The organism is Cobetia sp. PDI-23MA, from assembly GCF_059507735.1.
Window position 1 is genome coordinate 1334567 of sequence record NZ_CM183352.1, and the last position, 23792, is coordinate 1358358.

A 23792-nucleotide genomic window follows, 5' to 3' on the forward strand; every position below is an offset into this window, starting at 1 on the left:
TGCGAGTTGGCGCAGTCTCATCGTACTTTTTACGCAATGATTGCCTCACCTGCCAGCGTAAAGCCCTGTTGGGCTAGTGAAGTGAGATAGCTTCCGCTAATGTGAACTGTCCCAACGGTGAAAATGCCGTGGGAGGCTCGTCGCGGGTCGATCACCCGCCTGGGGATGGCACCGCCACGAGTCACTGCGCATCGTGTGATAACAACAATTCAGCGGAGGAAATCTGCGTGGAAATGATCAGTTCCGTCTTTAGTGCCATCAATGGCGTCGTCTGGGGCCCATTGATGCTGATCCTGCTGCTCGGGGTCGGCTTCTATCTTCAGGCAGGCCTCAAGGGCATGCCGCTTCGCAAGTTGGGTACCGGCTTCAAGCTGTTGTGGAGTGGTCGTGCGCCGGGCAAGGATGGCGACGGCGAGATTTCTCCTTTCAATGCCCTGATGACGTCGCTGTCCGCGACCATCGGCACCGGCAACATCGCGGGCGTGGCAACCGCCATCGCGCTGGGTGGCCCGGGGGCGATCTTCTGGATGTGGATCACCGCGCTGGTCGGCATGGCGACCAAGTACGCCGAGGCCGTGTGTGCCGTGCGTTATCGTGAAGTCGATGACACCGGCAACCATGTCGGTGGCCCGATGTACTATATCCGCAACGGTCTGGGCGCCAAGTGGGGCTGGCTGGGCGGTGCCTTCGCCTTCTTCGGTTGCTTCGCGGCCTTCGGTATCGGCAACACCGTGCAGTCCAACTCGGTCGCGGATGCGCTGGAAACATCCTTCGCGATCCCGCACTGGGTCTCCGGTGTGGTGATGATGGTGCTGGCTGGCGCCGTGATTCTCGGTGGCATCAGGCGTATCTCCAGCGTGGCCGGCAAGCTGGTGCCGTTCATGGCCATCGCCTACTTCCTGGCCGGCATCCTCACCCTGGTGATCAACGCCGACCAGATCGGCCATGCCTTCGGCCTCATCTTCACCTATGCCTTCAATCCGGTCGCGGCGACCGGCGGCTTTGCCGGGGCAGCGGTGATGGCCGCCATCCGCTTCGGTGTGGCGCGCGGTATCTTCTCCAATGAAGCGGGTCTGGGCAGTGCGCCCATCGCCCACGCGGCGGCGCAGACCAAGAACCCGGTACGCCAGGGGCTGGTCGCGATGCTGGGGACCTTCATCGACACCATCATCATCTGCACCATCACGGCGCTGGCGATCATCACTTCCGGCCTGTGGTCTTCCGGGGAAACCGGCGCTGCCCTGACCTCGATGTCCTTCGATCAGGCGCTGCCGGGCGTGGGCAACCACCTGGTGGCCATCGCGCTTGCGGTCTTCGCTTTCACCACCATCCTTGGCTGGTCCTTCTATGGTGAGAAGTGCTTCCAGTACCTGTTCGGTACGCGTGCCATCATGCTGTATCGCATCGTGTTCGTGATCGCCATTCCTCTGGGGGCGATGGCCAAGCTCGACCTGATCTGGCTGATGGCGGACACCTTCAATGCCCTGATGGCGATTCCGAACCTGATCGGACTGGCACTGCTGTCGCCGGTGGTCTTCAAGCTGACGCGTGACTACTTCGACGGCAAGGAAGTGCTGGCAGGCGAAGACCGCTGAATGCAGGGACTCACCCCGTGACCGCAGGTCGAGATGGGGTGGGTCGTGCAGAGAATCCTATCCTGATAATCCGCCTTCGGCGGTAGCGGTCCATACACCGCGACCGCCGAAGAGACCTTGCGTGCCACCCTGGAGAAAGATGATGTCCGATTCCGCCGCTGTCACTGGCCTCAAGCAGACCGCCCTTAATGACCTGCATGTCGAGCAGGGAGCGAAGATGGTCGAGTTTGCAGGCTACTCCATGCCTGTCCAGTACCCGCTGGGTGTCAAGAAGGAGCATGAGCACACCCGCGCCAAGGCCGGGCTGTTCGATGTCTCGCACATGGGTCAGCTGATTCTGCGCGGCGAGAATGTGCAGGCAGCGCTGGAGGCCCTGGTGCCGACGGATATCGTCGATCTGCCGGTGGGCATGCAGCGCTATGGCCTGCTGACCTCCGACACCGGCGGTATCCTGGATGACCTGATGATCGTCAATGGCGGTGATCACCTCTACGTGGTGGTGAACGCTGCCTGCAAGGATCAGGACATCGCGCATCTGCGCGTAGGGCTGCCGATGGATATCGAGCTTGAGGTGCTGGATGATCGGGCGCTGCTCGCACTGCAGGGGCCGATGGCTCATGCGGTGATGCAGCGTCTGTCGCCCGAGGCCTGCGAGCTGACCTTCATGCATCATGCCCACGTCACCATCGAGGGCATCGAGTGTTGGGTCAGCCGCAGTGGCTACACCGGCGAGGATGGCTTCGAGATCTCCGTGCCTGATGCCGACGCAGAGCGCTTCGCGCGCCTGCTGCTGGCGCAGAAGGAAGTCGAGTTCATCGGGCTTGGGGCGCGGGATTCCCTGCGCCTCGAGGCAGGCCTGTGCCTTTACGGGCACGATCTCGATACCACCACCACGCCGGTGGAAGGCAGTCTGATCTGGGCGCTGGGCAAGGTGCGTCGTCAGGGCGGCGAGCGTGAAGGCGGCTTCCCGGGGGCCGACGTCATCCTGACCCAGATCGCCAACAAGGATCACACCCGCAAGCGGGTAGGGCTGGTCGCCCAGGGGCGTGCGCCTATCCGCGAAGGGGCTGAGCTCTATGATGCCCAGGACAACCGTATCGGTGTGGTGACCTCCGGCAGCTTCGGGCCAACCTATGGCAAGCCGGTGGCGATGGGCTACGTGAGCATCGCTCACAGCGCACTCGAGACCGAAGTGTTTGCCGATGTGCGTGGCAAGCGTCTGCCGATGACGGTGACGAAGATGCCCTTCGTCGAGCAACGCTACTATCGCGGATGAGTCCGGTCGCAAGGTGCATGGATGGCTGTGAGCCGGATGGATCGCTCTGAACTGGGCAGTCCGTACTGAAGGTACAGGATGCAAGGGAAAGGGGCTGCTTCGGTAGTCCCTTTTTCTTTGCCTGTCAGCGGCGTCAGGACGCGAGCGGTAGCCTCGGCGCTGGCCCGGTGAGCGGCTGTTACCTGAGATGCCGGCATGCGGTGTCGAGGCAAGACGCCGTGCGGGGCAGCCAGGGGCAAGGCTTTCCCAGACGCAGAAAAGCCCGCCGAAGCGGGCTTTTCCATGGAAAGAGACTCAAGTCTCTTTCTGCCAACTCATGATCAGTCGATGACCTTGATGTTGGCGGCCTGGAGGCCTTTCTTGCCCTGGGTGACGTCGAAGGAGACCTTCTGACCGTCTTGCAGAGACTTGAAGCCTTCAGCCTGGATTTCGGAGAAGTGTGCGAACAGGTCGTCACCGTTGTCGTCCGGAGAAATGAAACCGAAACCTTTGGTGTCGTTGAACCACTTGACTGTGCCAGTTGCCATGATCGTAATTCCTTACTGATGATATTGCCGGGAGTTACCCGATAAACGTGGGTAAAAACAAGGAGGATATACACCAGGTACCGAAGTGCTTCGATCACAACTGACGATATTCGACTTGCTAACCAACGAGACCAATACTGCGCTGCTCGGACATCAAGGTCAAATGAAATATCAGAAACTTATCCTTTTGCCTAATGATCTTGCGCACAATTCGCCGATAAAGCCATCCCGACGGTGCTGAGAATTTCGCCACACCTGATGCCGGCTGTGGGCTGGTTTTTTATCCCGTTATCATGCTCTCGGCGAAGACAGTGGCCTGGAAAAGGCCCGGTTGCAGTCCTGTCCGTCGAGCTCCTAGACGGCCGCAAGGCCCCGAATGGCGGACGATGGACATAAAAAAGCCGACAGCGATGGCAGCGCTGTCGGCGGATGGCGACGACGCCATCAAGTCTCTCGGAGAGAGGATGTGATGCGCCCATCACATCATGAGAGATTTTCCTCAAAAGCGGCGGGGAAAATCCCCGCGATACACAGCTCGTGATGCCTCATCCTTTGGCGCAATGGCCACGTGGATCATGAGGGCCCTGGCGCAGAAAGCAGTGCCCGAGCGAGGGCTGCTATGCGCACAAGCTACCTCAGGCATCCAGTTGCATTTCGGGCACATGCTCCGGCACGACCAGCTTGCCGGCGGTCAGGCGCTCGATTTCCTCGACGCTCACGCCCGGTGCGCGCTCCAGCAGGTGGAAGGCGCCGTCCTTGATCTCTAGGAAGGCAAGGTCGGTCAGGACGCGACGGATGCAGCCGGCACCGGTCAGCGGCAGTTCGCACTGGGTGAGCAGCTTGGACTCGCCATGCTTGGAGGCGTGGGTCATGGTGCAGATGATGTTTTCGGCGCCGGCGACCAGATCCATCGCGCCACCCATGCCCTTGACCAGCTTGCCCGGAATCATCCAGCTGGCGATGTTGCCATTCACGTCCACCTCGAAGGCGCCGAGCACCGTCAGGTCGACGTGACCGCCACGGATCATGGCGAAGGATTCGGCGGAATCGAAGATGGCGGCGCCATCGATGGCCGTCACGGTCTCCTTGCCGGCGTTGATCATGTCGGCGTCGACTTCGTCTTCATAGGGGTAGCGGCCCATGCCCAGCAGGCCATTTTCTGACTGCAGCATCACCTCGATACCATCGGGGACATAGTTGGCCACCAGGGTCGGGATACCGATCCCCAGATTGACGTAGGAGCCGTCCTGGATTTCCTGAGCCACTCGCTGGGCCATCTGTTCGCGTGTCAAAGCCATGATTGTTTCCTTGTCTTGGGTGCCATCAGCCATGAGGCACTGTGCCGTGTCGTGAAGGCGGTCGAGAAAGTTCGCCCCGGAGCACAAGGGCTCCGCTAGCAGCGGGACGTGCAGGCGGAGCCGTTGGCTCAACGCGTGCGGACGGTACGTTTCTCGATGCGCTTCTCGAAATCGCCCTTGATGACGCGGTCCACGTAGATGCCGGGCGTATGGATCTCGGCTGGGTCCAGTTCACCCGGCTCGACCAGTTCCTCGACTTCGACCACGGTGATCTTGCCTGCCGTGGCAGCCAGCGGGTTGAAGTTGCGCGCGGTGTGGCGGTAGACAACGTTGCCGTAGCGGTCCGCCTTCCAGGCCTTGACGATGGCGAAGTCGCCCTTGATGGATTCTTCCAGAATGTAGGGGCGGCCATCGAATTCGCGCACTTCCTTGCCTTCCCCGATCGGTGTGCCGTAACCGGTGGCGGTGAAGAAGGCAGGGATACCGGCGCCGGCGGCACGCATCTTTTCTGCCAGCGTGCCCTGGGGGGTGAGAATCACCTCCAGGTCGCCATCGAGCAGCTGCTTCTCGAACAGCGCATTTTCGCCGACGTAGGAGGCGATCATTGTCTTGATCTGGCGGTCTTCCAGCAGTACGCCGAGCCCGAAGCCATCGACGCCGCAGTTGTTGGAGACCACGGTGAGGTCCTTGGCGCCGAGACGCTTGATCTCCGCAATCAGATTCTCCGGGATGCCACACAGGCCGAAGCCGCCGGCGATTACCGTCATGCCATCTTCAAGGCCTGCCATGGCCTCCGCGTAGCTGGTCACCACCTTGTTGAATCCTGCCATGCGAATCTCCTTGAGTATCCAAGCTGTTGTTGTCGGGATGTCTTCATCATTGCCGACAATCCTGAGTCTGTATATATTTAATAAGTTTGTTTTTTCTATTCATTGATCAGTTTTTGATAAGAATTGATTTGCGACTTCTCGAGCGTGCTGGCGAGGAAAAAGCCTGACAGACCCCATGCTGGCAGGGTTCGAGCGCTAGCAGGGCGGCATGACCTGAACTATGCGGTCAGCCATGTCAGAGTTTCGTGGTCGTCATCCATGACCAATGTCTGGGGTGACCCATGACCTGTATGACCCATGACCAATTACCAATGACCAAGGTGACCAGTCAGCACCTAGCCTGCGAGCGCGAGACGGCGAGCTGCGCCGCTCGTGACATCCCCTGGCATTACCCTGAGACAGGACACGACATGACGCTGAAACAGTTGAAGGCCTTCGTGGCGGTGGCGCGCACGCTGTCCTTCGCCGAGGCCGGCACCCTGGTGCATCTCTCGCAGCCCGCCCTGTCGCTGGCAGTCAAGAATCTGGAGGAGTCATTGGGCGGGCGTCTGTTTCAGCGCTCGACCCGACAGGTCAGCCTGACCCCGGAAGGGCGCGCCTTCTTTCCGCTGGCCAGGCGTCTGCTGTCGGACTGGGAGCATGCCGAGGATGAGATGCGCCAGCGCTTCAGTCTCGGGCGCGGACGTGTGGCGCTGGCCGCGATGCCGACCTTCGCCGGCAACCTTCTTCCCGGCGTATTGGCCGATTTTCGCCGCCAATATCCGGAGATCACCATTGAGGTGAATGATGTCATCGCCGAGGAGGTGGTCGAGCGGGTCACTGATGGTCGCGTCGAGCTGGGGATCTGCTTCGACCCCGGCGTACGCCAGGATCTGGTGTTCGAGCTGCTGTTCGAGGACCGCTATGTGGCGATCATTCCCCCCGGCCACGCCTTGCTGGCAGAGGCACCGACCTCCATCGAGTGGTCACGGCTGCTCAAGGAAGACTTCATCACGCTGCAGCGGCCTTCGGGGGTGCGTCGCATGCTCGAGCAACGCCTTGAAGCGGAGGGCATGTCACTGCATGTCGCCTTCGAGACCCACCAGTTGGTCACCTGCGGGCGCATGGTGGCGGAAGGTCTGGGTGTCAGCGCGGTGCCGGCGATGAGTGCGGCACAGATGAGTGCGCTGGGCTGTGAGTGTCTGCCGCTGACAGGGCCGGAGGTTCAGCAGCGGGTCGGGGTGATCCGCCGCGGACGCCATGAGCTGTCGGTGGCGGTACAGGCGATGCTGGAGACGCTGCGCGTGCGCTACCCAGCGATGGAATGACGCCGGGGCCTGGGGCTGGGAAAGGACAGACGCAGGACGCCAACCAGACAGCTGGCCTCAGCGCGACGGCGTCAGCAGTTGGCGATAGGTCAGACTGATGCGCAGCCCGTCGAGCTTGCGTGGCGGCAGCGCATGGTGGAGGCGGTCCTGACAGCCACGGCCCATGACCAGCAGCGAGCCATGTGGTAGCCACAGATTGAATGCCGGCGTATCGGCATAGGGGCTGCTCGGGTGGCCCTTGAAGCGCAGGGGGCGTTCCCGTCCCAGCGAAATGGCGAGCACGATCGGGCGAGTGCCCAGCTCCGGCTCGTTGTCGCTGTGCCAGCCCATGCGGTCGGCGCCGTCGGCGTAGCGATTGGCCAGCAGGCTGTTGAAATGCTCCGGGATCATGGGCTCGCTGCGCCCCAGGTCATCGCGTCGCGGGCTCAGCTCGTCATTGATGGCATGACGCGCCAGCTCGCCCAGTTGCCAGGCGGTCATGTGCCAGGGGGTGGGTTCGAACAGACTGCCGGAGTAGCGATAGCGGGCGCCGACATCGCCCATCCACACCTGGCGGCGTGGAATCGGATGCGTCTTGCCATGCACACTCAGGCTGGGGCGCTGCCAGTCGAGATCGCCCTCCAACGTGACGAGGGCCTGATCGGCCTGCAGCGGCGTCAGGGCGCGCGGCTTGAGATACAGCGGATGCAGAGGATGGCGGTACCAGCCGTGCGCGAGGGTGAGCCAGTCCTCGGGCAGCTCGCGCGGGCGAGCTGTCAGGACCGAGCCATCCGCCGCCGTCTGGCGCGCAGCTCCATCAGCCACGGGCGACGAATCAGAGGTCGAGCGGGTGGCGAAGAGATCATCGCCAGCAGAAGGAGTCGTCATGCGGCGAGAGTGCCAGAGCCGCCTTCGGTTGGGCAAGTGGCTCATGATTCGCGCCGATCCGGGGCTGACGCATGCCTCGCAAGCGTCAGGTTGTCAGCAATGTCTCGAAGCTCAGGATCGCGAGCTCGGCAAGCCCCAGTCCCAGCAGCGCGCCGGCCAGCACGTCACTGACGTAATGCAGGCCGAGAATCACCCGGGAAAGCGCGATCAACAGCGCCAGCGGCGTGATCAGCAGGGCAAGCTCCGGCAGCTGCTGCGCGGTCAGGCTGGCGAAGAGTGCCGCGTGCAGGGTGTGGCCACTCGGGAAGCTGTAGCGGTCCAGCGGTGGCATGGTGCAGTTGATGGTGTTGAAAGTGATGAACGGGCGTTCACGACACAGGCGCGTCTTGAGGGCGCGGTAGAGCAGCGCCCCGGCACCGGCCGCGAGACCGAATTCCAGCAGCAGCCAGCCGCCCATGGGGTGTTGAAGCGGCAGGCTCAGCGTCAGCAGCGCCCATACCGGCCAGTCGCCCAGCCGCGAGACGATACGAAACAGGGTGAGTATCGGCCGGAACAGTGCCAGGCGAGCGACCTGGCGGCACAGGCGCCACTCCAGAAGGTCCAGCCGCTCAAAGACGGGAAGGCTGCGATCGTGCATCGGGCTTCTCCTCGACGTGACGCAGGCAGGTCAGAAAGCCCTCGGCGATGCGGCTCCAGGCCAGTGGCTCGACGCGCACGCGGGCGGCGCGTCCCAGTCTGGCGATGCGGGCCGGTCGCTGACAGACCTCCACCGCCTGTTCGATGAAGCGTTCCGGCTGGCTGCAAGGCGCCAGCAGGCCCTGATGATCATCACGGATCACCTCGGCGGCCGCCGCATAGTCGAAGGCGACCACGGCCAGACCGCTGGCCATGGCTTCCAGCACCACATTGCCGAAGGTCTCCGACAGCGACGGGAAGAGGAACAGGTCGGCACTGGCGTAGTGGGCGGCCAGTGCTTCTCCGGTCTGGAAACCGGCGAAGATCGCCTCGGGCAGACGCTGTTCCAGGCGCTCGCGCAGCGGGCCGTCTCCCACCAGCACCAGAGCGAGGTCCGGTTGCACGGCCAGCATGGCCTCATAGGTGCGGATCAGCAACTCGATGTTCTTCTCGGCGGCCAGGCGTCCTACGTGCAGTGCGACGGGTTGCTGTGAGCTGACGCCCCATGACTTGCGCAATGCTTCGCTGCGATGACGGGGCGAGAAGCGCTCGCAATCCAGGCCGCGCCCCATCACCTGCACATGCTCGTAGCCTTGCTGCATCAGACTGTCTGCTTGGGTGCGCGTCGGTACCAGCGTCATGTTGGCGGCGTTGTGGAAGCGGCGCAGACCGCGCCGTACCAGCGGGCGTAGCGCCTTGAGCCGGTAGTGGGTGCTGTATTGATCGAAATTGGTATGAAAGCCCGCGACTACCGGCAGGCACAGACGGCGGGCGACCATCAGCGCGCTGATGCCCAGCGGGCCTTCGGTGGCGATATAGACGACACAGGGGCGATGCTCGCGCCACATGCGCATCAGGCGCTGCGGAGCCGGCACGCCGATCTGAACGCTGTCATATCCGGGCAGACGCAGTCCACGTACCTGAAGTTCATGCCGGACACGCGGTTCCCGGCTGCCATCCTGGGTCGCGGGCCGGATGAGCTGAAGTTCACAGCCGCGTGCGATCAGCTGGTCACACAGATGGCTCAAGGTATGAGCCACGCCATTGATCTCGGGGTGCCAGGTTTCACTGACGAAGGCAATGCGCTCCATGACGTCTCCCTGGATGACTGTTGTGGTCATTGTCGAGAGAAGGAATGACGGCGGCATAACAACAAGGTGACGAAGCGATGACACGCCTTCAGACCCTCACTGTGCAAGGTATGAGGCTTGTCTAATGAATCGTCAAGCAAGGACGACAGTCACCGGCGTGGTACCGGCGCTGTCGTCATCTGGCGTGGGGGGGAGGGGCGCGCAGCCCGGGGCTGGCGGCGGTGGGCAACGGAGGTTCAGCGCTTCTCGAGAATCTCGCGGGGATTGATCGGCTTGCCACCGTGGCGTACGTCGAACAGCAGTTCATGCTGACCGTCGTTGCCGCGTGCGACACGACACAGTGGTGTGCCCGGGGTCACCTGCTGCCCGACCTTGACCAGAATCTCGCCGCACTGGGCCAGCACGCTCTGCAGGTTGCCGGAGTGGTGCAGGATGACCACGTTGCCCAGTTGGCGCATGGCGTCGGCGAAGCGCACTTCACCCCGTGCCGGCGCGCTGGCGATGCCGCTGGCGGCGGTACGAATCTGCATGGGCGCCAGCTGGCCGTTGCCGTTGGTGCCGAATTCACGCGTCACGCTGCCGGCGGCAGGCCAGCGCCATGACTGGCCCGGCTTTTGCAGCGGGCCGGGGTCCGGGCGGGCGACCAGGCTGCCGCCGCTGGCGCGTGCGGCCGGGGCGCTGCGGCTCGGGCCACCGTTGAGTGGCACCGAGATCAGCATGCCGACGTCGAGATCATTGGGGTCCTTGCCGGGGTTGGCGGCCTGAATGCGCTGCGGGCTGGCGCCGAAATGGCGTCCGATCTTGGAGTAGGTATCGCCGGGGCGCAGCTGATAGCGATACGGGCCGCCGGAGGGCGCCCGCTCGCGCGCGGTGGGCACCAGAATGCGCTGTCCGACCTTGAGGTCACGCACCTTGACGCCCGGGTTGAAGCGCGTGAGGCGCAGCAGGGGAATATCGGCATCGCGCGCGATCTGCCCCAGGGTATCGCCCTTCTGGATGGTGACCCACTGACCGGCCGGCGAGCCGGAGTAGCTGCCGGTCGCGCAGCCGCTCAGCCACAGGGCGAGACAGATGAGCGAAAACCAGCGCAACGCGAGGGTGGCACGCTGCAGAAGTGGACGGTTCACGTCAGGTTCGGCCTGAACTCGTGCCGTGAAGCCCGCGGCATTCAAGCCACATTCAGTGTTCATCAATCTCATTCCCTGCACGTGACAGTCGGGCATCCTTGTCCTTCCAGACCTGGTTGAGCCATTGCTGGAAGCGCTCGCGATAGGCGGCGTCCGCATGATAGTTGCCGTCCAGCATCCAGGGCGCCAGAGGCCGCTGGGTGATGACGAGCGTGATGTCGCCCCCGCGACCGCACAGGAACTGCCAGAAACTGGCATCGGCATGTCGGTAGTCGAGGGTGGCATCCAGAATACCGGAAAGTCGATCGCCAAGTGTGTTGATCACCTGGGCACTGCCGCCGGCACGCGGCTTGAGCAGATGCTGGAAAGGGCTCTGCTGCTGGCGGTGCTTGGCGGGCGTGAAGCGGGTACCTTCCACGAAGTTGAAGATCGCCATCGGCGCCTGACGCGAGCGTTCGCACATGCGTCGCGTCGCCTCGCGATCACGCTCGGCGAGCCGTGGATTGCCGGCCAGTTTCTGCTGGCTGTAACGGCGCATGAACGGGAACTCCAGCGCCCACCATGCAAGGCCGATTACCGGCACCCAGATAAGCTCCTGCTTGAGGAAGAACTTGGGCATCGGCGTACGACGATGCAGGGCGTACTGGAGGACGAAGATGTCAGTCCAGCTGCGATGATTGGCGATCACCAGCCACCAGCGACGTCGGGCAGACCCATCGCGCAGCGATGGCGGCACGTGGATGTCCCAACGCGGGCGCAGTACGTGGCGAATCCACAGATTGTTGGTGCCGATCCAGCCCATGGCGAGGCGGTTGAGGCCCTCCAGCATGTGCAACTGCAGGCGGCGCGATGGCGTGATCAGCTTGAGTGCGGCCAGCAGATACAGCGGCAGCGCCCAGCACAGGGTATTGATGATCAGAAAGACAAGGCTGATGACACCTCTGATACTCGACATGCATGACTCCTTCATCAGGTGGCGCCATCGTAATTCACCCGGGAGTGGATGCCCACCCCGCTTGCGTGGGGAAGGGCAACCCTGGGTTGCGTCAGGCGAACGCCCCGCAGGTCGAATGGCGGGACATGCCTGGCTGTGGTGAGATGCATCACCGGTCGTGTGACGGGTCGGTGCAAGGGAAAGGTGGTGACAGCGCTCACGCTGAAGTCACGCCGGGCACCGTCAATCATCGCCGCCGCTGCGCGGCGATATCTCAGGGAGTGAGAGTGGCATGTGGTTGCAGGGACTGTTGATCGGGCTGGCGCTGGCCGCCTTCGTGTTGATTGCCATCGAGGACGTGATCCATCTCAACAAGGCCAAGACGACCTTGTTGCTGGGCACCTTCAGCTGGTTGCTGCTGTTCATCTTCGGCCCCGCGGCCCTGGCGGTGGAGGATGTCCCCGAGGCCCTGAACGAGAACCTGCTCGAGATCGCCACCTTGTGGCTGTTTCTGATGGCGGCGATGACCTTCGTGGCCTTTCTCAATGCCAAGGGGCTGATCGCCAATCTGATCTACCGCCTGCTGCCGAAGCGCATCGGGGAGCGCGGCCTGCTGTATCTGACGGGGCTCTTTGCCTTCGCCTTTTCATCGCTGGCCGACAACATCACCGCGACGCTGGTATCGCTGACCCTGGTGCTGTCGCTGGGCCTGGCGCCGAAGAAGACGCTGCGCTTTGCGGTGCTGGCGGTATTCGCCGTCAACTCCGGCGGCGTGGCGCTGATCACCGGGGATGTGACCACGCTGATGATCTTTCTGGCGGGCAAGGTGCGCATCAGCGAGCTGATGCTGCTGGCGCTACCGTCCTTCCTCAGCGTGATGCTGCTGGCGACGCTACTGCTGCCCGGGCTGGGAGGTGAGGTGAATCTGGTGCGCGAGTCGCGCGAGACCCGGCGTCTTGATCGTCTGGTCGCCTGGCTGTTTCTGGCCACCATCCTCTCGACGCTGGGGCTCAATGTGCTGTTCGGTGTACCGCCGCTGCTGACCTTCCTGTTCGGGATGTCGTTGATGTTCCTGCTCGGCCATGTCGCGGAACAGCGCAGTGACAGCGAAGAGCGTCGGATACTCGATTATATTCGTATTATTGAATTTGATACGTTGCTATTCTTCCTCGGCATCCTGCTGATGGTCGGGGCGCTCAAGGAAGCGCGTCTGCTGGAAGGCCTGGCACAGCTCTATGCCCTGATGCCGGCGATGCAGGCCAATTATCTGGTCGGGCTGCTTTCGGCGCTGGTGGACAACGTGCCGCTGACCGCCGCAGTGCTCAAGGCGGATGTCAACATGAACGATGCCGAATGGCTGGCGCTGACCTATGCCGCAGGCGTGGGTGGCTCGCTGCTGGTGATTGGCTCCGCCGCCGGGGTGATCGCGCTTTCCAAGGTGCGCGAGGTGAGCTTCATGAGTTATCTGCGCTTCTTCCCGGCGTTGTTGCTGGCCTACAGCGTGGGCTATCTGGGGGCGTATTGGTTGGGCGGGCAGATCACGAACACGCCAGTGACATTGGCGCTGTCCTCTCTGGGCTGATGTTGGGTTGCTGGAGGGCGTTCACTACGGCCACAGCCGCTGCCGCGGTCGCTGCCACAGTGGCCGTCTGATCTACTCTTGGACGCACTGCCGGATGCGCTGTCGGGAGGGGAATAGGCGCTGTTCCTGGTCAGCTGATCATTTTTTGATCAATCTGTCTGCGCTCGCCTGATCTCGATGGCGATACCTAGATGTGCAGAGATTCTTCACAGCTTTTTCCACAGCTTCTGTTGATAACCTGTCTGCGACGTTAGGTTTAGAGGCTCAGGCACAAGGCGCAGGCATGGCGAGGGAAAGCGGCGGGGGAAGCGGAGAGTCATGCGATGATGACACCATGGGGTGATGCCATGAAGGGTGGTGGCAAGAGGGGGAAGAGTATGGCATGACAGGACATGCCACTCTTTGAGCACAAGAGCCCCCTGCGCATGCGTAGGGGGCTGAATGCGGTTCATCTCGTTGCGCAGTGCTGCCAAGAAGCCATTACGCGCTGAGCTGGCACAGCGTATGTTCCGGCAGCAGTTGTTCTGCGGGACGCTGTTTTCCTTCTTGCTGAGTCGTCACCGTTGCCGTCGCCAGCAGGGCGATGCCGCCCAGCACCACCATATGCTCGTCACCGTCCGCGAATACCATGCGCTGGGCGTGGGCCGGGTAGTAGTGATACTGCAGCTTGGGGTTGATGGGCAGTACTGCATGATGACGCCCGGTCTGCGGTGCCATGCCGTAGGCCAGCATGCCCTCGCAGACCGCTTCCAGCGTTTCGCCAAGCTCTTCGGCATTGAAGCCGACATGGTGCAGGCGCGGCCCCATCACGGAGAGCCAGGCTGCCAGCGGGTTGGCCTCGAGCAGGCGCTCGAAGGTCGGCCAGTCCGGCATGTCCCACGGACGGCAGGGCGCGAGCAGGTTCTGACCCTTGCAGTCATCACGATGACTCTGACTGATCAGGCGCTTGAGCAGGTCGCGATGCATCGGCGGCAGGCTGTTGGCCTGCAGTTCCGCCAGCATGACGGCAGCGCCACCATCCGGGGGAAGCAGCAGATCGACCAGCAGGCCGCGGTCGGCCATGGCGTACTGTTTCACGCGGCGATAGCCCTGGTGATACAGGCTGGGCAGCAGCTTCTCGCTTCTGAAAGGCCCTTGGTTCAGCGTCAGGAACATCAGGTATTCAGGATTGATGCTGTCTGGCCAGATATCCAGCGCCCCGATGTCGGGATGGCGGTGGACGAAGTCCAGCCATAGCTGCTGTTGGAATTCCTTGCGTTGCATGATGCCTCCTTTGACGGCCTCTATGACCTCAGTGCTGGAGCGATTATAGGTAGTCGTGCAAAGGGTCATTCAACGCCATTATCCGTTTTTTCGCGTTTCTTGATCGGAGAGTAAAAATGCCAGTGCTGGTGGCGTATTGCGTGGTTCTCATGGTGTGGTCGACGACACCGCTGGCCATCTCGTGGAGCGCCTCGGGCTGGCTGCCTGCCTGGTCGGCGATGGGCAGAATGTTAATTGCCGCATGCCTTGGTTACCCACTGTTACGCATGATGGGGCTGAAAATGGACCTTTCGCGTAGGGCATTGCGCAGCTACTCGGCAGCTGCTCTGGGTATCTGGGGTGGCATGTACTTCGCCTACCTCTCTGCGGCCTGGTTACCAAGTGGTATCATGTCGTTACTGTTTGGGCTGGCCCCCTTGCTATCAGGACTTTATGCGCGCTGTTGGTTGAAAAGTGCCCCACTTGACAAATTGCAGTGGATGGGGTTCGCGTTGGCATTGAGTGGGCTGGCCGTCGCGGTCTCGGATTCCCTGGCGTTGCCGCCGGGCAGCTGGAAGGGAGTCCTGACCATGCTGCTGGCCGTCAATTGCTTTGCCGCCTCGGGGGTACTGGTGCAGCGCGAACGGGCAGGGCTGCATCCGCTGGTGCAGACGGAGGGTGCGCTGCTGGTCTCGCTGCCGCTCTATCTGGTGTGTGCGCTGACCGTCGATGGCGTGCCGCAGGCGCTACCGGAGGGGCGTCCAATGGCGGCTATCTTCTATCTTGGCGTCTTCGGCTCGCTGATCGGCTACCTGTGCTACTACTTCGTGCTGTCACGCCTGTCGGCCAGTACGGTGGCGCTGGCGACCTTGATCACGCCCATCTTTGCCATGAGCCTGGGCGCGGTGCTCAATGATGAGCTGATTTCCAGCCGTTTGCTCGCCGGGGCCTTGCTGATCGTGGTCGGGCTGTGCGCCTATCTGTTCGGCCCGCAGTGGCGGGCGCGCCTGATGTCCCGGCGCCTGTCGCAGGGCTGAGCAGGCCTCGGGCCGCCCGTCTGTCTCTCGAGAGGGCGGGTCTGCGCGCAAGGCCTTGCCGAGTGTATCAACGACAAGGGCCGCCCCTGCCGAGACGGCCCTTGTATCCTTTCAGGCGCGACTGAGCGCTCTGGCGAGTCGTGCGACGTCAGTCCTGATTGTTCTGGAACAGACGCTTGAGCTCGATCATGGCGGCTTGCTCGCTGTTGACGAGCGCTTTCTGGTCGTGACGATGCTCGTAGTTCTGCTTGAGCATGTTGTCATCCATTTCCCGGAAGGCGCGCGCCACTTCCGCCGCGCGAGCATTGGGGTAGCCCATCGCTACCAGCAATTCTCCGCCCATCTCCAGGCTGCTGGCATAGGTGTCACGAATCACGTGCTCCACGCCCAGTTCCATCAGCTCCCAGGCATGGTGGCGGTTACGGGCACGCACGAACAGCTTCAGGTGCGGGAATTGATGGCGCACCATGCGCACGATACCGGTCGAGGTCTCGGCATCATCGACCGCCACCAGCATGATCCTGGCCTGATCGGCACCCGCCGCCCGCAGCAATTCGGCGCGGCTGGCATCGGCGTAGAAGATGCGCGACCCGAACTGACGCACGAACTCGACCTGGGTGATATTGGGGTCCAGCGCGGTGAAGTTGATGCCCTGGCTCTTGAGCATGCGCGCGCTGATCTGGCCGAAGCGGCCGAAGCCGGCGATCAACACCTGCGGTGTTTCCTCACCGAAGTCCTCATCATAGGGACGCTTGGCTTCGCTGGTGGCGCCGAGGTGGCGGGCATAGCGATAGAGGAAGGGCGTGGCAGCCATCGACAGGGTCACCGCACTGATCACCAGGCTGGTGAGGGTCTGATCGAAGATACCGGCGGCCATGCCGGCGGTGAGCAGCACGAAGTCGAACTCACCCCCCTGTGACAGGACCGCGGCCAGCGGCAGGGCCTCGGCCATCTTGAGGCGTGCGACGCGTCCGACCAGCGTGATGACGATGACCTTGCCGAACATCAGTGCCAGCGTCAGCGCCAGGACGGTCAGCGGACGTTCCATTACCAGCGACACGTCCACCGACATGCCGACGGCCATGAAGAACAGCCCCAGCAGCAGCCCCTTGAAGGGCTCGATGTTGGCTTCCAGCTCGTGACGGTAGACGGTATCGGCGAGCAGCACCCCGGCCAGGAAGGCGCCCAGGGCCATGGACAGGCCCACCCATTCCATCAGCAGTGCCGTGCTGATCACCACGAACAAGGCCGCGGCGGTGAATATCTCGTGGATCTCGCTGCGCGCGACCATCTTGAGCAGGCGCGGCACGACAAGGCGGCCGACGATGATGACCGCCGCGATCATGCCGATGCCCTTGGCGATGCCGATCCAGTTGGTGCCGGTGGAGGCATCGAAGTTGTCAGCGAACAGCGGCATCAGGGCCAGCAGCGGGATCACCGCCAGGTCCTGGAACAGCAGGATGGCGAAGGTCGACTGGCCATGCGGCGTCGCCAGTTGCTGATTCTCGCTCAATACCTGCAGCGCGAAGGCGGTCGAGGACAGCGCCAGAATCAGGCCCAGCAACACGGCGGCGGGCAATTCCAGTCCCAGCCACAGGCCGACGGGGGTGAGCAAGGCACCGCACAGCAGCATCTGGGCGCTGCCCAGGCCCGCAAGCTTGAGGCGCATGTCCCACAGGCGCTTGGGTTCCAGTTCCAGCCCGATCATGAACAGCAGCATGACGACCCCGAATTCGGCGAAGTGCAGCACTTCGCCAGGCTCCGAGATGAAGCCGATCAACGATGGACCCAGCAGTACCCCGACGGCCAGATAGCCCAGGATGGAGCCGAGGCCCAGGCGCTGGAAAAGTGGCACGGCAACCACCGCGCACCCCAGCAGCACGGCGCCTTCCATCAACATGTTCATGTGCGTGTCCTTGTGCATACACGGGCGGAGAAGGCAGCGATTGTCGCTGGCCCCTCCTTTTGTCGCAAGCGGCAAGTGCGCAAGACGCGACCTTGTATTCAGCGCGGTGGTGCGAGCGAGTGTCGTGACCAGGGGCGGAAGATGGTGGCGCAGGCACAAAAAAGCCCTCGCCAATGGCGAGGGCTTCAGCTGTGAAGCGGCTGATGGCGGCGATCAGGCCTGCGGCATCAGAGCTTCGTCCTGCACGTACTGGTTGAACTCGGTGAAGCCACCGATGTGGGTCTGATCGACGAAGATCTGCGGCACGGTCTCGACCGGCTTGCCGATGGTCTTTTCCATGTCGGCCTTGGTGATGCCTTCGGCATGGATGTCGATGTAGCGGAAGTCGAAATCATCGCGCTTGGCGGTGAGCTCTTCCGCGAGGTCCTTGGCGCGGACACAGAAAGGGCAACCCGGACGACCGAAAATGACTGCAAGCATGAGATTCTCCTAAGGTTCGTGACTCTCGTTCAGCCCGTACTGGGTGGGCCGAGAAAATGGCGCCGGCACTGCCGGTGAGTAATCGATGACCGCCATTGTGCTTGAGCCTGCCCGGGTTTGCCAATTGAGCCGTACTACCAAAGTCATTGGGGCAATCAATCACTGCCGTGCCGGGGACTAGCCCATCAGCAGCAGATTGGCGCCAAAGCCGCCGACGATCAACAGCGTGAACAGGATCAGCGCGAGCAGGAAAGGCTTCATGCCCAGTGAGCGCAGACGATCGATGCGAGTCTCGACGCCCAGGCCCGCCATGGCCATGGTCAGTGCCACGCTGCCGAGGGTAGAGAGGCTTGAGTGCACTGCCGCCGGGATCGCGCCGGTGCTGTTGATGCCGGCCATGGCGATGAAGCCCAGCGCGAACCACGGAATCGTCATGCTGCCGCCGGTCTCGCGGTCATCACCTTCGGTACGGGCACGCATGGCCCAAAGCTTCGGCAACAGCAGCAGGAAGGGCACCAGCATCATCACGCGCATCAGCTTGACGATCAGCGCATTGGCCAGGGCATCCGGCCCGACCGCTTCACCCGCGGCCACCACCTGGGCAACTTCATGGATGGTGGAGCCGATGTAGATGCCGAACAGGCCTTCATGCATGCCGCTCAGCGGATAGAGCAGCGGATAGACCAGCATCGCCAGCGAGCCGAACAGCACCACCGTGGCCACGGCCATGGCGGTGGCCGCCGGGCGTGCCTTGATCATCGATTCGGTCGCCAGCACCGCCGCGGCGCCACAGATGGCGGAGCCGGCACTGGTCAGCAGTGCGGTGTCGCGGTCCAGCCCCAGCCAGCGCGTGCCGATAAAGTAGCCGCTGCTCAGCACTGCGGTGATCACCAGGATATCGAGAAATACCACGCTCCAGCCCAGGCCCAGAATCTGCTGCAGGGTGATGGAAAGGCCGAACAGGATGATGCCCAGACGCAGCAGTTTCTTGGTCGCGATGTGCAGTCCCGGGGAGAGCGCCGCAGCGTGACGGCTGGTGATCGGCAGGTTGCCGACCACGATACCGCACAGCAGGGCGAAGACCAGTGGGCTGATGCCGGTGGAGGCCAGCGCCGGAATGGAATGCAATGCCAGTCCGACAAGGGTCAGGCCGCCACACAGGGCGAGGCCCGGCAACATGCGGCGCAAGCGCTCGGCAGTGGCGGGGGGAGTCAGGGTCTGTGCGTCCATGAGCATTCTCCTTGAGGAAAGTGGCCTATCCCGTGCGGAACATGGCCTGTCTTGTTATGGGTCGTGCGCTGGCGTGGGGTGCACGGCTGTCATCGCCAAGGGCGCTTGAGTCTGCGTCGCTTGCTTAGTGCCTCCGGTTTGATGATTAGTCTATTCGGGAATATTATTCGGAAGTTAGTCGATTATTCTTTTATTACATACCGGAAAAACCGATATGCAGATCCACATCACGCTGCGCCAGCTGCAAGTGTTCGTGGCGGTGACCCGCCACGGCTCCGTCAGTGCCGCGGCGCGCGAGATCGGCCTGTCGCAATCGGCGGCGAGTCAGGGGCTATCCGAGCTTGAGCGTCATCTCGAGGTGCAGTTGTTCGAGCGCCTCGGTCGCCGCCTGGCCCTGAACGCCAATGGTCGCCGCCTGTTGGCGCGCGCCGAGCAACTGCTGGAACAGACCCACGCGCTCGAACTGGAAGCCCGAGAGCCGGGCGTGGTGGATGGCAACCTGCGTGGCGAGCTGGAAATCGCCGCCAGCGCCACCATCGGCACCTGGTTGCTGCCGGGGCTGGCGGGGGCCTTCATGCGCGAACATCCGGGCACCGAGCTCAATCTGCGCCTGCGCAATACCCACCAGGTGGTGGAAGCGGTGCTCAACTATGACGCCGAGCTCGGCTTGATCGAGGGCGACTGCCACGCGCCGCGCCTGATGAGCCAGACCTGGCGCGAGGATGAGCTGGTGGTGGTGGCGCCGCCGAGCCATCCGTTGGCCATGCGCGGTACGGCGCTCAGCGATGAGGACCTCGCCACGGCCGACTGGATTCTGCGCGAGGGTGGCTCGGGCACGCGAGCGGTCTTCGAGCGTGCGCTGCACGGGCGGATCGAACGTCTCAAGGTGCGCATGGAGCTGGGCCAGCACGAGGCCATCAAGCAGGCCGTGTTCGCCGGATTGGGGCTGGGGTGCCTGTCGCGTCTGTCGGTGGCGGCCGAGATCGCGCGTGGCGAGCTGGTGGTGCTGGCCACCCCTCAGCTCGACCTCAAGCGGCGCTTCTCGATGCTGTGGCACCCGGAGCGTTACCGCAGCCCGCTGTGGCAGGCGGTCAAGGTCTACCTGGAAGCCAGCCCGCGCTGAGCCGTCGAGGATGGAGCCGCCGCGCGCTTGATAGTTTGCTAACATAGGCGCTCCCCGCGAGCCACGCCGCTGAGCCTGAGCTACAGCGCCTGAGCCACGCGGAGCCTAACGGTCTGTCTAGCGTCCATGGAGATGATGATGAGCACAACGGTCGAGCTTTATTACCACGAGAGCGATGCTCGTGATGGCGCCGAGGAACAGACAACGAGCCAGCAGGACGCGACGCCGCTGGTCATTCTTCACGGCCTGTTCGGCAGTGCCGACAACTGGCGTTCGCATATCAAGTCATGGTCGCGGACGCGCCGTGTGATCGCGGTGGATCTGCGCAACCACGGCCGCAGCCCTCACGTGGCCGGCATGAGCTACCCCGAGCAGGCCGCGGATGTCATCGCGCTGCTCGACCGCCTTGCCATCGAGCGCTGTGACCTGCTGGGCCACTCGATGGGCGGCAAGGTCGCCATGCAGGTCGCGCTCGAGGCGCCCGAGCGTCTGCGCAGCCTGCTGGTCGCCGATATCGCGCCGGTCGCCTATGGCCACGGGCATGACGATATCTTTGCTGCCTTCGAGGCGGTGCGTGACGCGCGCCCGGCCTCCCGCAAGGAGGCCGACACGCTGATGGCGCAGCATGTCGATACCCCGGCCATCCGCCAGTTCCTCGCCACCAATCTGGTGCGTCTCGACGATGGCGCCATGGGCTGGCGCGTCGGGCTGGACCATATCGCGGCGGGCTACCCGCAGATCGTCGAGGCGCCGCACGGTCAGGGGCCGGTCGAGTTGCCGGCATTGCTGCTGTGGGGCTCGCGCTCCAACTACGTGCAGGCAGAGGGCCTGGCGACGATGCGCGAACACTTCCCTGCGCTGGAAGATGGCTCCCTGGAGGCCGGCCATTGGCTGCATGCCGAGCGTGCCAGCGAGTTCCAGCAGGCGGTGGTGGCGTTCCTTGATCGCGTCGCACGCGCTTGAGTACGTCGAGCAGTCACTCCGGAAATCGTCAGCCGGCCGCGAGCGAGCGGGTCATCCCGCCGGTGACCACCCACGAGCGCCTGGTGGTGGCGCTGGTCACCCTGCTGCAGTTCGCCGTCATCATGGGCTTCACCATGGTGATGGCGCTGGGCCCCGACTTTGCCACCTCGCTGGGCATTCCGCTGGATCACCTCGGCTATATCGTCGGCAGTTATCCGCTGGCCGCCGCGGTGGGCACTCTGCTGTGGACGCGACACGCTGATCGCTTCGATCGCCGCTGGGCAGTGCTGGGTTTCCTGTTCGGTGCGGCGCTCTGTCACCTGATCGCCAGCTTCGCCACCGACTTCGAGACCCTGCTGGCAGCGCGCATGCTGGGTGGGTTGTTCGGCGGGCCGGCGGCGGCGACGGCGCTGGCCATTGTGATCGACGTGGTGCCGGGAGTCCGCCGGGGGCGTGCCATGGGCCTGGTGATGGGTGCCTTCTCGGTGGCCTCGGTGCTGGGGCTGCCGTTTGCGCTGTGGTTGTCGCAGGGCTTCGGCTGGCAGGCACCCTTTCGCGCCGTGGCACTGCTGGCGCTGCTGGTGTGCGGACTGCTGGCCTGGATACTGCCGCCGATCCGTGGCCATCTCGATAACCCCGAGACCCGCCTGCGCAGCCGCAAGGGCACCACGATCCTGAACATCCTGGCCCAGCCCGACCATCGCCTGGGGCTGGCGCTGATCGCCACGGCGATGTTCAGCAACTTCCTGGTGATTCCCAACCTGGCAAGCTATCTGCTGTTCAATCTGGGCCTGCCAAGGGAGGATCTCGGTGGGCTCTACATGATCGGTGGCGGGCTGTCGCTGGTGGGCATGCAACTCACGGGGCGGCTGTGTGATCGCTATGGCTGTGTCTGGCCGGGCACCATCACCTGCCTGATGACGGCGCTGGTCGGCTGGGCTTTCCTGCTGCATTCGCCGGGGCCGTCGCTGATCTGGATCGGCTTTGGCGCCTACATGCTGTTCTCGTCGGCGCGACGTGTTACCCAGAATACGCTCAACAGCTTCATTCCCGCCGACCACGAGCGAGCGGCCTTCACCAGCACCCAGAGCGCCGTGCAGCATCTGAGTTCTGCCGCCGGCAGCTATGTGGGCGCCGGGCTGCTGGTAAGCAACCCGAGCGGCGCGCTGGAGGGCATGCCGCTGCTGGTCGCGGTGCTGATGATCGCGCTGGTGATCCAGCCGTTGCAGATCCTGTGGCTATCGCGTCGCCTGGCTCGCCGCTAGCGCTTGTGGAATAGGCACAAGGCGGCGAGAGTGAGCTGGTCCTGAACCCAAAACGCCCTGTCGGAATCTCCGGCAGGGCGTTTTGCATGGGGTACGCTCAAATGCTCAACGTCTCAGGGCGCGTTGACGTCGGCGGCCAGGTGGCTCAGCGACTGGCGCTTCTTGATCATGCCGCGTTCGAACAGGAAGTCCTCGAAGTCACGGTAGCGGCCGGCATCCAGCGCGGCAGGACGCAGCGCGAAGCGCGGCAGGGTGGCGTACCAGGCTTCCTTGTTGAGCTCGGTATCCAGTGCTGGATCGGAGTCGCGGAACATCTCCCAGCCCTGGTCCGGGTGGTTGATGATCCAGGCGGTGGCTTCGCCGACGGCGGCGAGGAAGCCGGCGTACTGCGCCTGCTTGCGCTCGTAGCTGTCGCTGTTGGCGACGAAGATCAGCTCGTCATAGGTCGGTACGCCTTCTTCCTCGATGTAGAAGGCGCGGCCCTTGACGCCTTCCTGGGCCATCTGGGCCAGCTCGAAGTTGCGGAAGGCGCCGGTGACGGCATCGACCTTGCGCGTCAGCAGTGACGGCGTCAGCGAGAAGTTGACGTTGGTCAGCGTGATGTCATCCAGCGTCAGGCCGCTGTGCTGCAGCATGGTGGAAAGCAGTACTTCCTCGACACCGCCGACCGAGTAGCCGACCCGCTTGCCCTTGAGGTCGGCGATCGACTGGATGTCGCTGTCGGCGCGCACCACCACCACATTCAGCGGCGTGGCGACCAGGGTGCCGATACGCACCAGCGGCAGGCCCTGATCGATCTGCAGGTGCAGTTGCGGCTGATAGCTGATGGCAATGTCGACACGCTCGGCGGCGGCCAGCTTGGGCGGCACGCTCGGGTCGGCGGGGGCGATCAGCTCGACATCAAGGCCATGCTTCTTGAACAGCCCCAGCTCCTGCGCCAGCACCAGCGGGGCGTGACCGGGGTTGGTATACCAGTCGAGCATGACCTTGAACTGCGTCAGCGGCTGCTCGGTGGTGGCAGCGTCCTTGGTAGCGTCATTGGCGACGCCCTTCGAGTCAGCATCAGCGCTCTGTTCGTCGCCGGCTGGCATGGCTTCCGCGGTCGGTTCAGCACCGTTCTTGGCCTGTTCGGCGGCGCCGGCAGTCGCCTCCACGGCTTCCTGGCTCGCCACCGGCGCGGAGGCGGCCGAGTCACCGTTCACTCCGACCTCGGCCTGCTGAGAGACGATTTCCGGCGCTGACTGGGTGCTGGTCGCGGCGGGTTCTGCCTCGGCGGCGTGGGCCGACATGGCAGTGGCTGGCAGGCTGCTCAGGCACAGCGTGGTCAGCAGGGTGGCGAAGGCGGTGGACAGCAGCGAGGCACGCGGTGAACGTGTCGGCTGCGCTTTGCGCCGTGGCGCCGATGACGAAAGAGACATGGCGGAGTTCCTTGTGATC

The 23792-nt window shown here is 63.4% G+C and carries 21 protein-coding genes; 8 read left to right on the top strand and 13 right to left on the bottom strand.

Translation table 11 applies throughout. From position 1 onward, the window contains the following. Window positions 1-233: 233 nt before the first annotated feature. Together AC5WNJ_RS05715 and gcvT are read left to right on the top strand one after the other, a co-directional pair. Window positions 234-1595 carry an alanine/glycine:cation symporter family protein gene (locus AC5WNJ_RS05715; RefSeq protein ID WP_495931025.1) on the top strand — a complete coding sequence of 454 codons (1362 nt, stop codon included), beginning with the start codon at window positions 234-236 and terminating at the stop codon, window positions 1593-1595. Between the two features lie 142 nt (window positions 1596-1737). Then, the gene (gene gcvT / locus AC5WNJ_RS05720; protein ID WP_495930640.1) at window positions 1738-2871 is read left to right on the top strand and encodes a glycine cleavage system aminomethyltransferase GcvT; all 1134 of its coding nucleotides are present in this window, start codon (window positions 1738-1740) and stop codon (window positions 2869-2871) included. A gap of 320 nt (window positions 2872-3191) precedes the next feature. Here the strand turns inward: gcvT and AC5WNJ_RS05725 are convergent, their stop codons facing one another. The 3 genes from AC5WNJ_RS05725 to AC5WNJ_RS05735 all read right to left on the bottom strand — a co-directional run bounded on the left by AC5WNJ_RS05725 (window position 3192) and on the right by AC5WNJ_RS05735 (window position 5526). Further along, window positions 3192-3398 (bottom strand): cold-shock protein, encoded by a 207-nt coding sequence (locus AC5WNJ_RS05725; RefSeq protein WP_495930641.1) that lies wholly within the window; start codon window positions 3396-3398, stop codon window positions 3192-3194. 635 nt (window positions 3399-4033) lie between these two features. Further along, window positions 4034-4696: a 3-oxoacid CoA-transferase subunit B gene (locus tag AC5WNJ_RS05730; protein WP_495930642.1), complete on the bottom strand. Its 663-nt coding sequence runs from the start codon at window positions 4694-4696 to the stop codon at window positions 4034-4036. Between the two features lie 128 nt (window positions 4697-4824). Beyond that, entirely contained in the window at window positions 4825-5526 is a 702-nt protein-coding gene (locus AC5WNJ_RS05735; protein WP_495930643.1) for a CoA transferase subunit A, read from the bottom strand. A 410-nt stretch (window positions 5527-5936) separates the two neighbouring features. Between AC5WNJ_RS05735 and AC5WNJ_RS05740 the strand changes: the two genes are divergently transcribed. After that, window positions 5937-6833, top strand: a complete 897-nt coding sequence (locus AC5WNJ_RS05740; protein ID WP_495930644.1) for a LysR family transcriptional regulator — start codon at window positions 5937-5939, stop codon at window positions 6831-6833. Between the two features lie 57 nt (window positions 6834-6890). Here the strand turns inward: AC5WNJ_RS05740 and AC5WNJ_RS05745 are convergent, their stop codons facing one another. From AC5WNJ_RS05745 to yihG, 5 genes are all read right to left on the bottom strand, one after another. After that, on the bottom strand, window positions 6891-7700 hold the full coding sequence (locus AC5WNJ_RS05745) for an alpha-ketoglutarate-dependent dioxygenase AlkB family protein (protein ID WP_495930645.1): 810 nt from the start codon (window positions 7698-7700) through the stop codon (window positions 6891-6893). Window positions 7701-7785: 85 nt separating this feature from the next. Continuing rightward, the gene (locus AC5WNJ_RS05750; protein ID WP_495930646.1) at window positions 7786-8337 is read right to left on the bottom strand and encodes a phosphatase PAP2 family protein; all 552 of its coding nucleotides are present in this window, start codon (window positions 8335-8337) and stop codon (window positions 7786-7788) included. Then, the gene (locus tag AC5WNJ_RS05755) at window positions 8309-9466 is read right to left on the bottom strand and encodes a glycosyltransferase family 4 protein (RefSeq protein ID WP_495930647.1); all 1158 of its coding nucleotides are present in this window, start codon (window positions 9464-9466) and stop codon (window positions 8309-8311) included. Before AC5WNJ_RS05755 ends, AC5WNJ_RS05750 begins: the two co-directional genes overlap by 29 nt. Before the next feature lie 236 nt (window positions 9467-9702). After that, complete coding sequence (locus AC5WNJ_RS05760) at window positions 9703-10656, bottom strand: LysM peptidoglycan-binding domain-containing protein (RefSeq protein WP_495930648.1); 954 nt, start codon at window positions 10654-10656, stop codon at window positions 9703-9705. Beyond that, complete coding sequence (gene yihG, locus AC5WNJ_RS05765; RefSeq protein ID WP_495930649.1) at window positions 10646-11548, bottom strand: 1-acylglycerol-3-phosphate O-acyltransferase, YihG family; 903 nt, start codon at window positions 11546-11548, stop codon at window positions 10646-10648. The genes AC5WNJ_RS05760 and yihG overlap by 11 nt, the downstream gene beginning before the upstream one ends. A 271-nt stretch (window positions 11549-11819) precedes the next feature. On the opposite strand from yihG, the gene nhaD reads away from it, so the two are divergent. After that, a complete protein-coding gene (gene nhaD / locus AC5WNJ_RS05770) occupies window positions 11820-13109 on the top strand; it encodes a sodium:proton antiporter NhaD (protein ID WP_495930650.1) in 1290 nt (429 codons plus the stop codon). A gap of 480 nt (window positions 13110-13589) precedes the next feature. On the opposite strand, the gene AC5WNJ_RS05775 is transcribed toward nhaD, so the two are convergent. After that, entirely contained in the window at window positions 13590-14372 is a 783-nt protein-coding gene (locus AC5WNJ_RS05775) for a VOC family protein (RefSeq protein ID WP_495930651.1), read from the bottom strand. A gap of 116 nt (window positions 14373-14488) precedes the next feature. Between AC5WNJ_RS05775 and AC5WNJ_RS05780 the strand changes: the two genes are divergently transcribed. Then, window positions 14489-15388: a DMT family transporter gene (locus AC5WNJ_RS05780; protein WP_495930652.1), complete on the top strand. Its 900-nt coding sequence runs from the start codon at window positions 14489-14491 to the stop codon at window positions 15386-15388. A 148-nt stretch (window positions 15389-15536) separates the two neighbouring features. Here the strand turns inward: AC5WNJ_RS05780 and AC5WNJ_RS05785 are convergent, their stop codons facing one another. The 3 genes from AC5WNJ_RS05785 to AC5WNJ_RS05795 form a co-directional block, all read right to left on the bottom strand. After that, entirely contained in the window at window positions 15537-17294 is a 1758-nt protein-coding gene (locus AC5WNJ_RS05785) for a monovalent cation:proton antiporter-2 (CPA2) family protein (protein WP_495930653.1), read from the bottom strand. 213 nt (window positions 17295-17507) lie between these two features. Then, window positions 17508-17774, bottom strand: coding sequence for a GrxA family glutaredoxin (locus AC5WNJ_RS05790; protein WP_495930654.1), 267 nt, complete (start codon window positions 17772-17774; stop codon window positions 17508-17510). 177 nt (window positions 17775-17951) lie between these two features. Next, window positions 17952-19004 (bottom strand): YeiH family protein, encoded by a 1053-nt coding sequence (locus tag AC5WNJ_RS05795; RefSeq protein WP_495930655.1) that lies wholly within the window; start codon window positions 19002-19004, stop codon window positions 17952-17954. Window positions 19005-19218: 214 nt separating this feature from the next. Here AC5WNJ_RS05795 and AC5WNJ_RS05800 point away from each other — a divergent pair, with 214 nt between their 5' ends. From AC5WNJ_RS05800 to AC5WNJ_RS05810, 3 genes are all read left to right on the top strand, one after another. Next, the gene (locus AC5WNJ_RS05800; protein WP_495930656.1) at window positions 19219-20127 is read left to right on the top strand and encodes a LysR substrate-binding domain-containing protein; all 909 of its coding nucleotides are present in this window, start codon (window positions 19219-19221) and stop codon (window positions 20125-20127) included. Window positions 20128-20265: 138 nt separating this feature from the next. Continuing rightward, the gene (locus tag AC5WNJ_RS05805) at window positions 20266-21090 is read left to right on the top strand and encodes an alpha/beta fold hydrolase (protein WP_495930657.1); all 825 of its coding nucleotides are present in this window, start codon (window positions 20266-20268) and stop codon (window positions 21088-21090) included. Then, window positions 21087-22355, top strand: a complete 1269-nt coding sequence (locus AC5WNJ_RS05810; protein ID WP_495930658.1) for an MFS transporter — start codon at window positions 21087-21089, stop codon at window positions 22353-22355. The genes AC5WNJ_RS05805 and AC5WNJ_RS05810 overlap by 4 nt, the downstream gene beginning before the upstream one ends. 113 nt (window positions 22356-22468) lie before the next feature. Here the strand turns inward: AC5WNJ_RS05810 and AC5WNJ_RS05815 are convergent, their stop codons facing one another. Further along, the gene (locus AC5WNJ_RS05815) at window positions 22469-23773 is read right to left on the bottom strand and encodes an ABC transporter substrate-binding protein (protein ID WP_495930659.1); all 1305 of its coding nucleotides are present in this window, start codon (window positions 23771-23773) and stop codon (window positions 22469-22471) included. Between the last annotated feature and the right edge of the window lie 19 nt (window positions 23774-23792).

Excerpts from the sequence above, each read along its gene's own strand:
- AC5WNJ_RS05735 (WP_495930643.1), bottom strand. The coding sequence starts at position 5,526 with ATGGCAGGATTCAACAAGGTGGTGACCAGCTACGCGGAGGCCATGGCA.
- AC5WNJ_RS05755 (WP_495930647.1), bottom strand. The coding sequence starts at position 9,466 with ATGGAGCGCATTGCCTTCGTCAGTGAAACCTGGCACCCCGAGATCAAT.
- AC5WNJ_RS05780 (WP_495930652.1), top strand. The coding sequence starts at position 14,489 with ATGCCAGTGCTGGTGGCGTATTGCGTGGTTCTCATGGTGTGGTCGACG.
- AC5WNJ_RS05760 (WP_495930648.1), bottom strand. The coding sequence starts at position 10,656 with ATGAACACTGAATGTGGCTTGAATGCCGCGGGCTTCACGGCACGAGTT.
- nhaD (WP_495930650.1), top strand. The coding sequence starts at position 11,820 with ATGTGGTTGCAGGGACTGTTGATCGGGCTGGCGCTGGCCGCCTTCGTG.
- AC5WNJ_RS05725 (WP_495930641.1), bottom strand. The coding sequence starts at position 3,398 with ATGGCAACTGGCACAGTCAAGTGGTTCAACGACACCAAAGGTTTCGGT.
- gcvT (WP_495930640.1), top strand. The coding sequence starts at position 1,738 with ATGTCCGATTCCGCCGCTGTCACTGGCCTCAAGCAGACCGCCCTTAAT.
- yihG (WP_495930649.1), bottom strand. The coding sequence starts at position 11,548 with ATGTCGAGTATCAGAGGTGTCATCAGCCTTGTCTTTCTGATCATCAAT.
- AC5WNJ_RS05740 (WP_495930644.1), top strand. The coding sequence starts at position 5,937 with ATGACGCTGAAACAGTTGAAGGCCTTCGTGGCGGTGGCGCGCACGCTG.
- AC5WNJ_RS05715 (WP_495931025.1), top strand. The coding sequence starts at position 234 with ATGATCAGTTCCGTCTTTAGTGCCATCAATGGCGTCGTCTGGGGCCCA.
- AC5WNJ_RS05745 (WP_495930645.1), bottom strand. The coding sequence starts at position 7,700 with ATGACGACTCCTTCTGCTGGCGATGATCTCTTCGCCACCCGCTCGACC.
- AC5WNJ_RS05815 (WP_495930659.1), bottom strand. The coding sequence starts at position 23,773 with ATGTCTCTTTCGTCATCGGCGCCACGGCGCAAAGCGCAGCCGACACGT.
- AC5WNJ_RS05750 (WP_495930646.1), bottom strand. The coding sequence starts at position 8,337 with ATGCACGATCGCAGCCTTCCCGTCTTTGAGCGGCTGGACCTTCTGGAG.
- AC5WNJ_RS05800 (WP_495930656.1), top strand. The coding sequence starts at position 19,219 with ATGCAGATCCACATCACGCTGCGCCAGCTGCAAGTGTTCGTGGCGGTG.
- AC5WNJ_RS05795 (WP_495930655.1), bottom strand. The coding sequence starts at position 19,004 with ATGGACGCACAGACCCTGACTCCCCCCGCCACTGCCGAGCGCTTGCGC.
- AC5WNJ_RS05785 (WP_495930653.1), bottom strand. The coding sequence starts at position 17,294 with ATGAACATGTTGATGGAAGGCGCCGTGCTGCTGGGGTGCGCGGTGGTT.
- AC5WNJ_RS05730 (WP_495930642.1), bottom strand. The coding sequence starts at position 4,696 with ATGGCTTTGACACGCGAACAGATGGCCCAGCGAGTGGCTCAGGAAATC.
- AC5WNJ_RS05790 (WP_495930654.1), bottom strand. The coding sequence starts at position 17,774 with ATGCTTGCAGTCATTTTCGGTCGTCCGGGTTGCCCTTTCTGTGTCCGC.
- AC5WNJ_RS05775 (WP_495930651.1), bottom strand. The coding sequence starts at position 14,372 with ATGCAACGCAAGGAATTCCAACAGCAGCTATGGCTGGACTTCGTCCAC.
- AC5WNJ_RS05805 (WP_495930657.1), top strand. The coding sequence starts at position 20,266 with ATGAGCACAACGGTCGAGCTTTATTACCACGAGAGCGATGCTCGTGAT.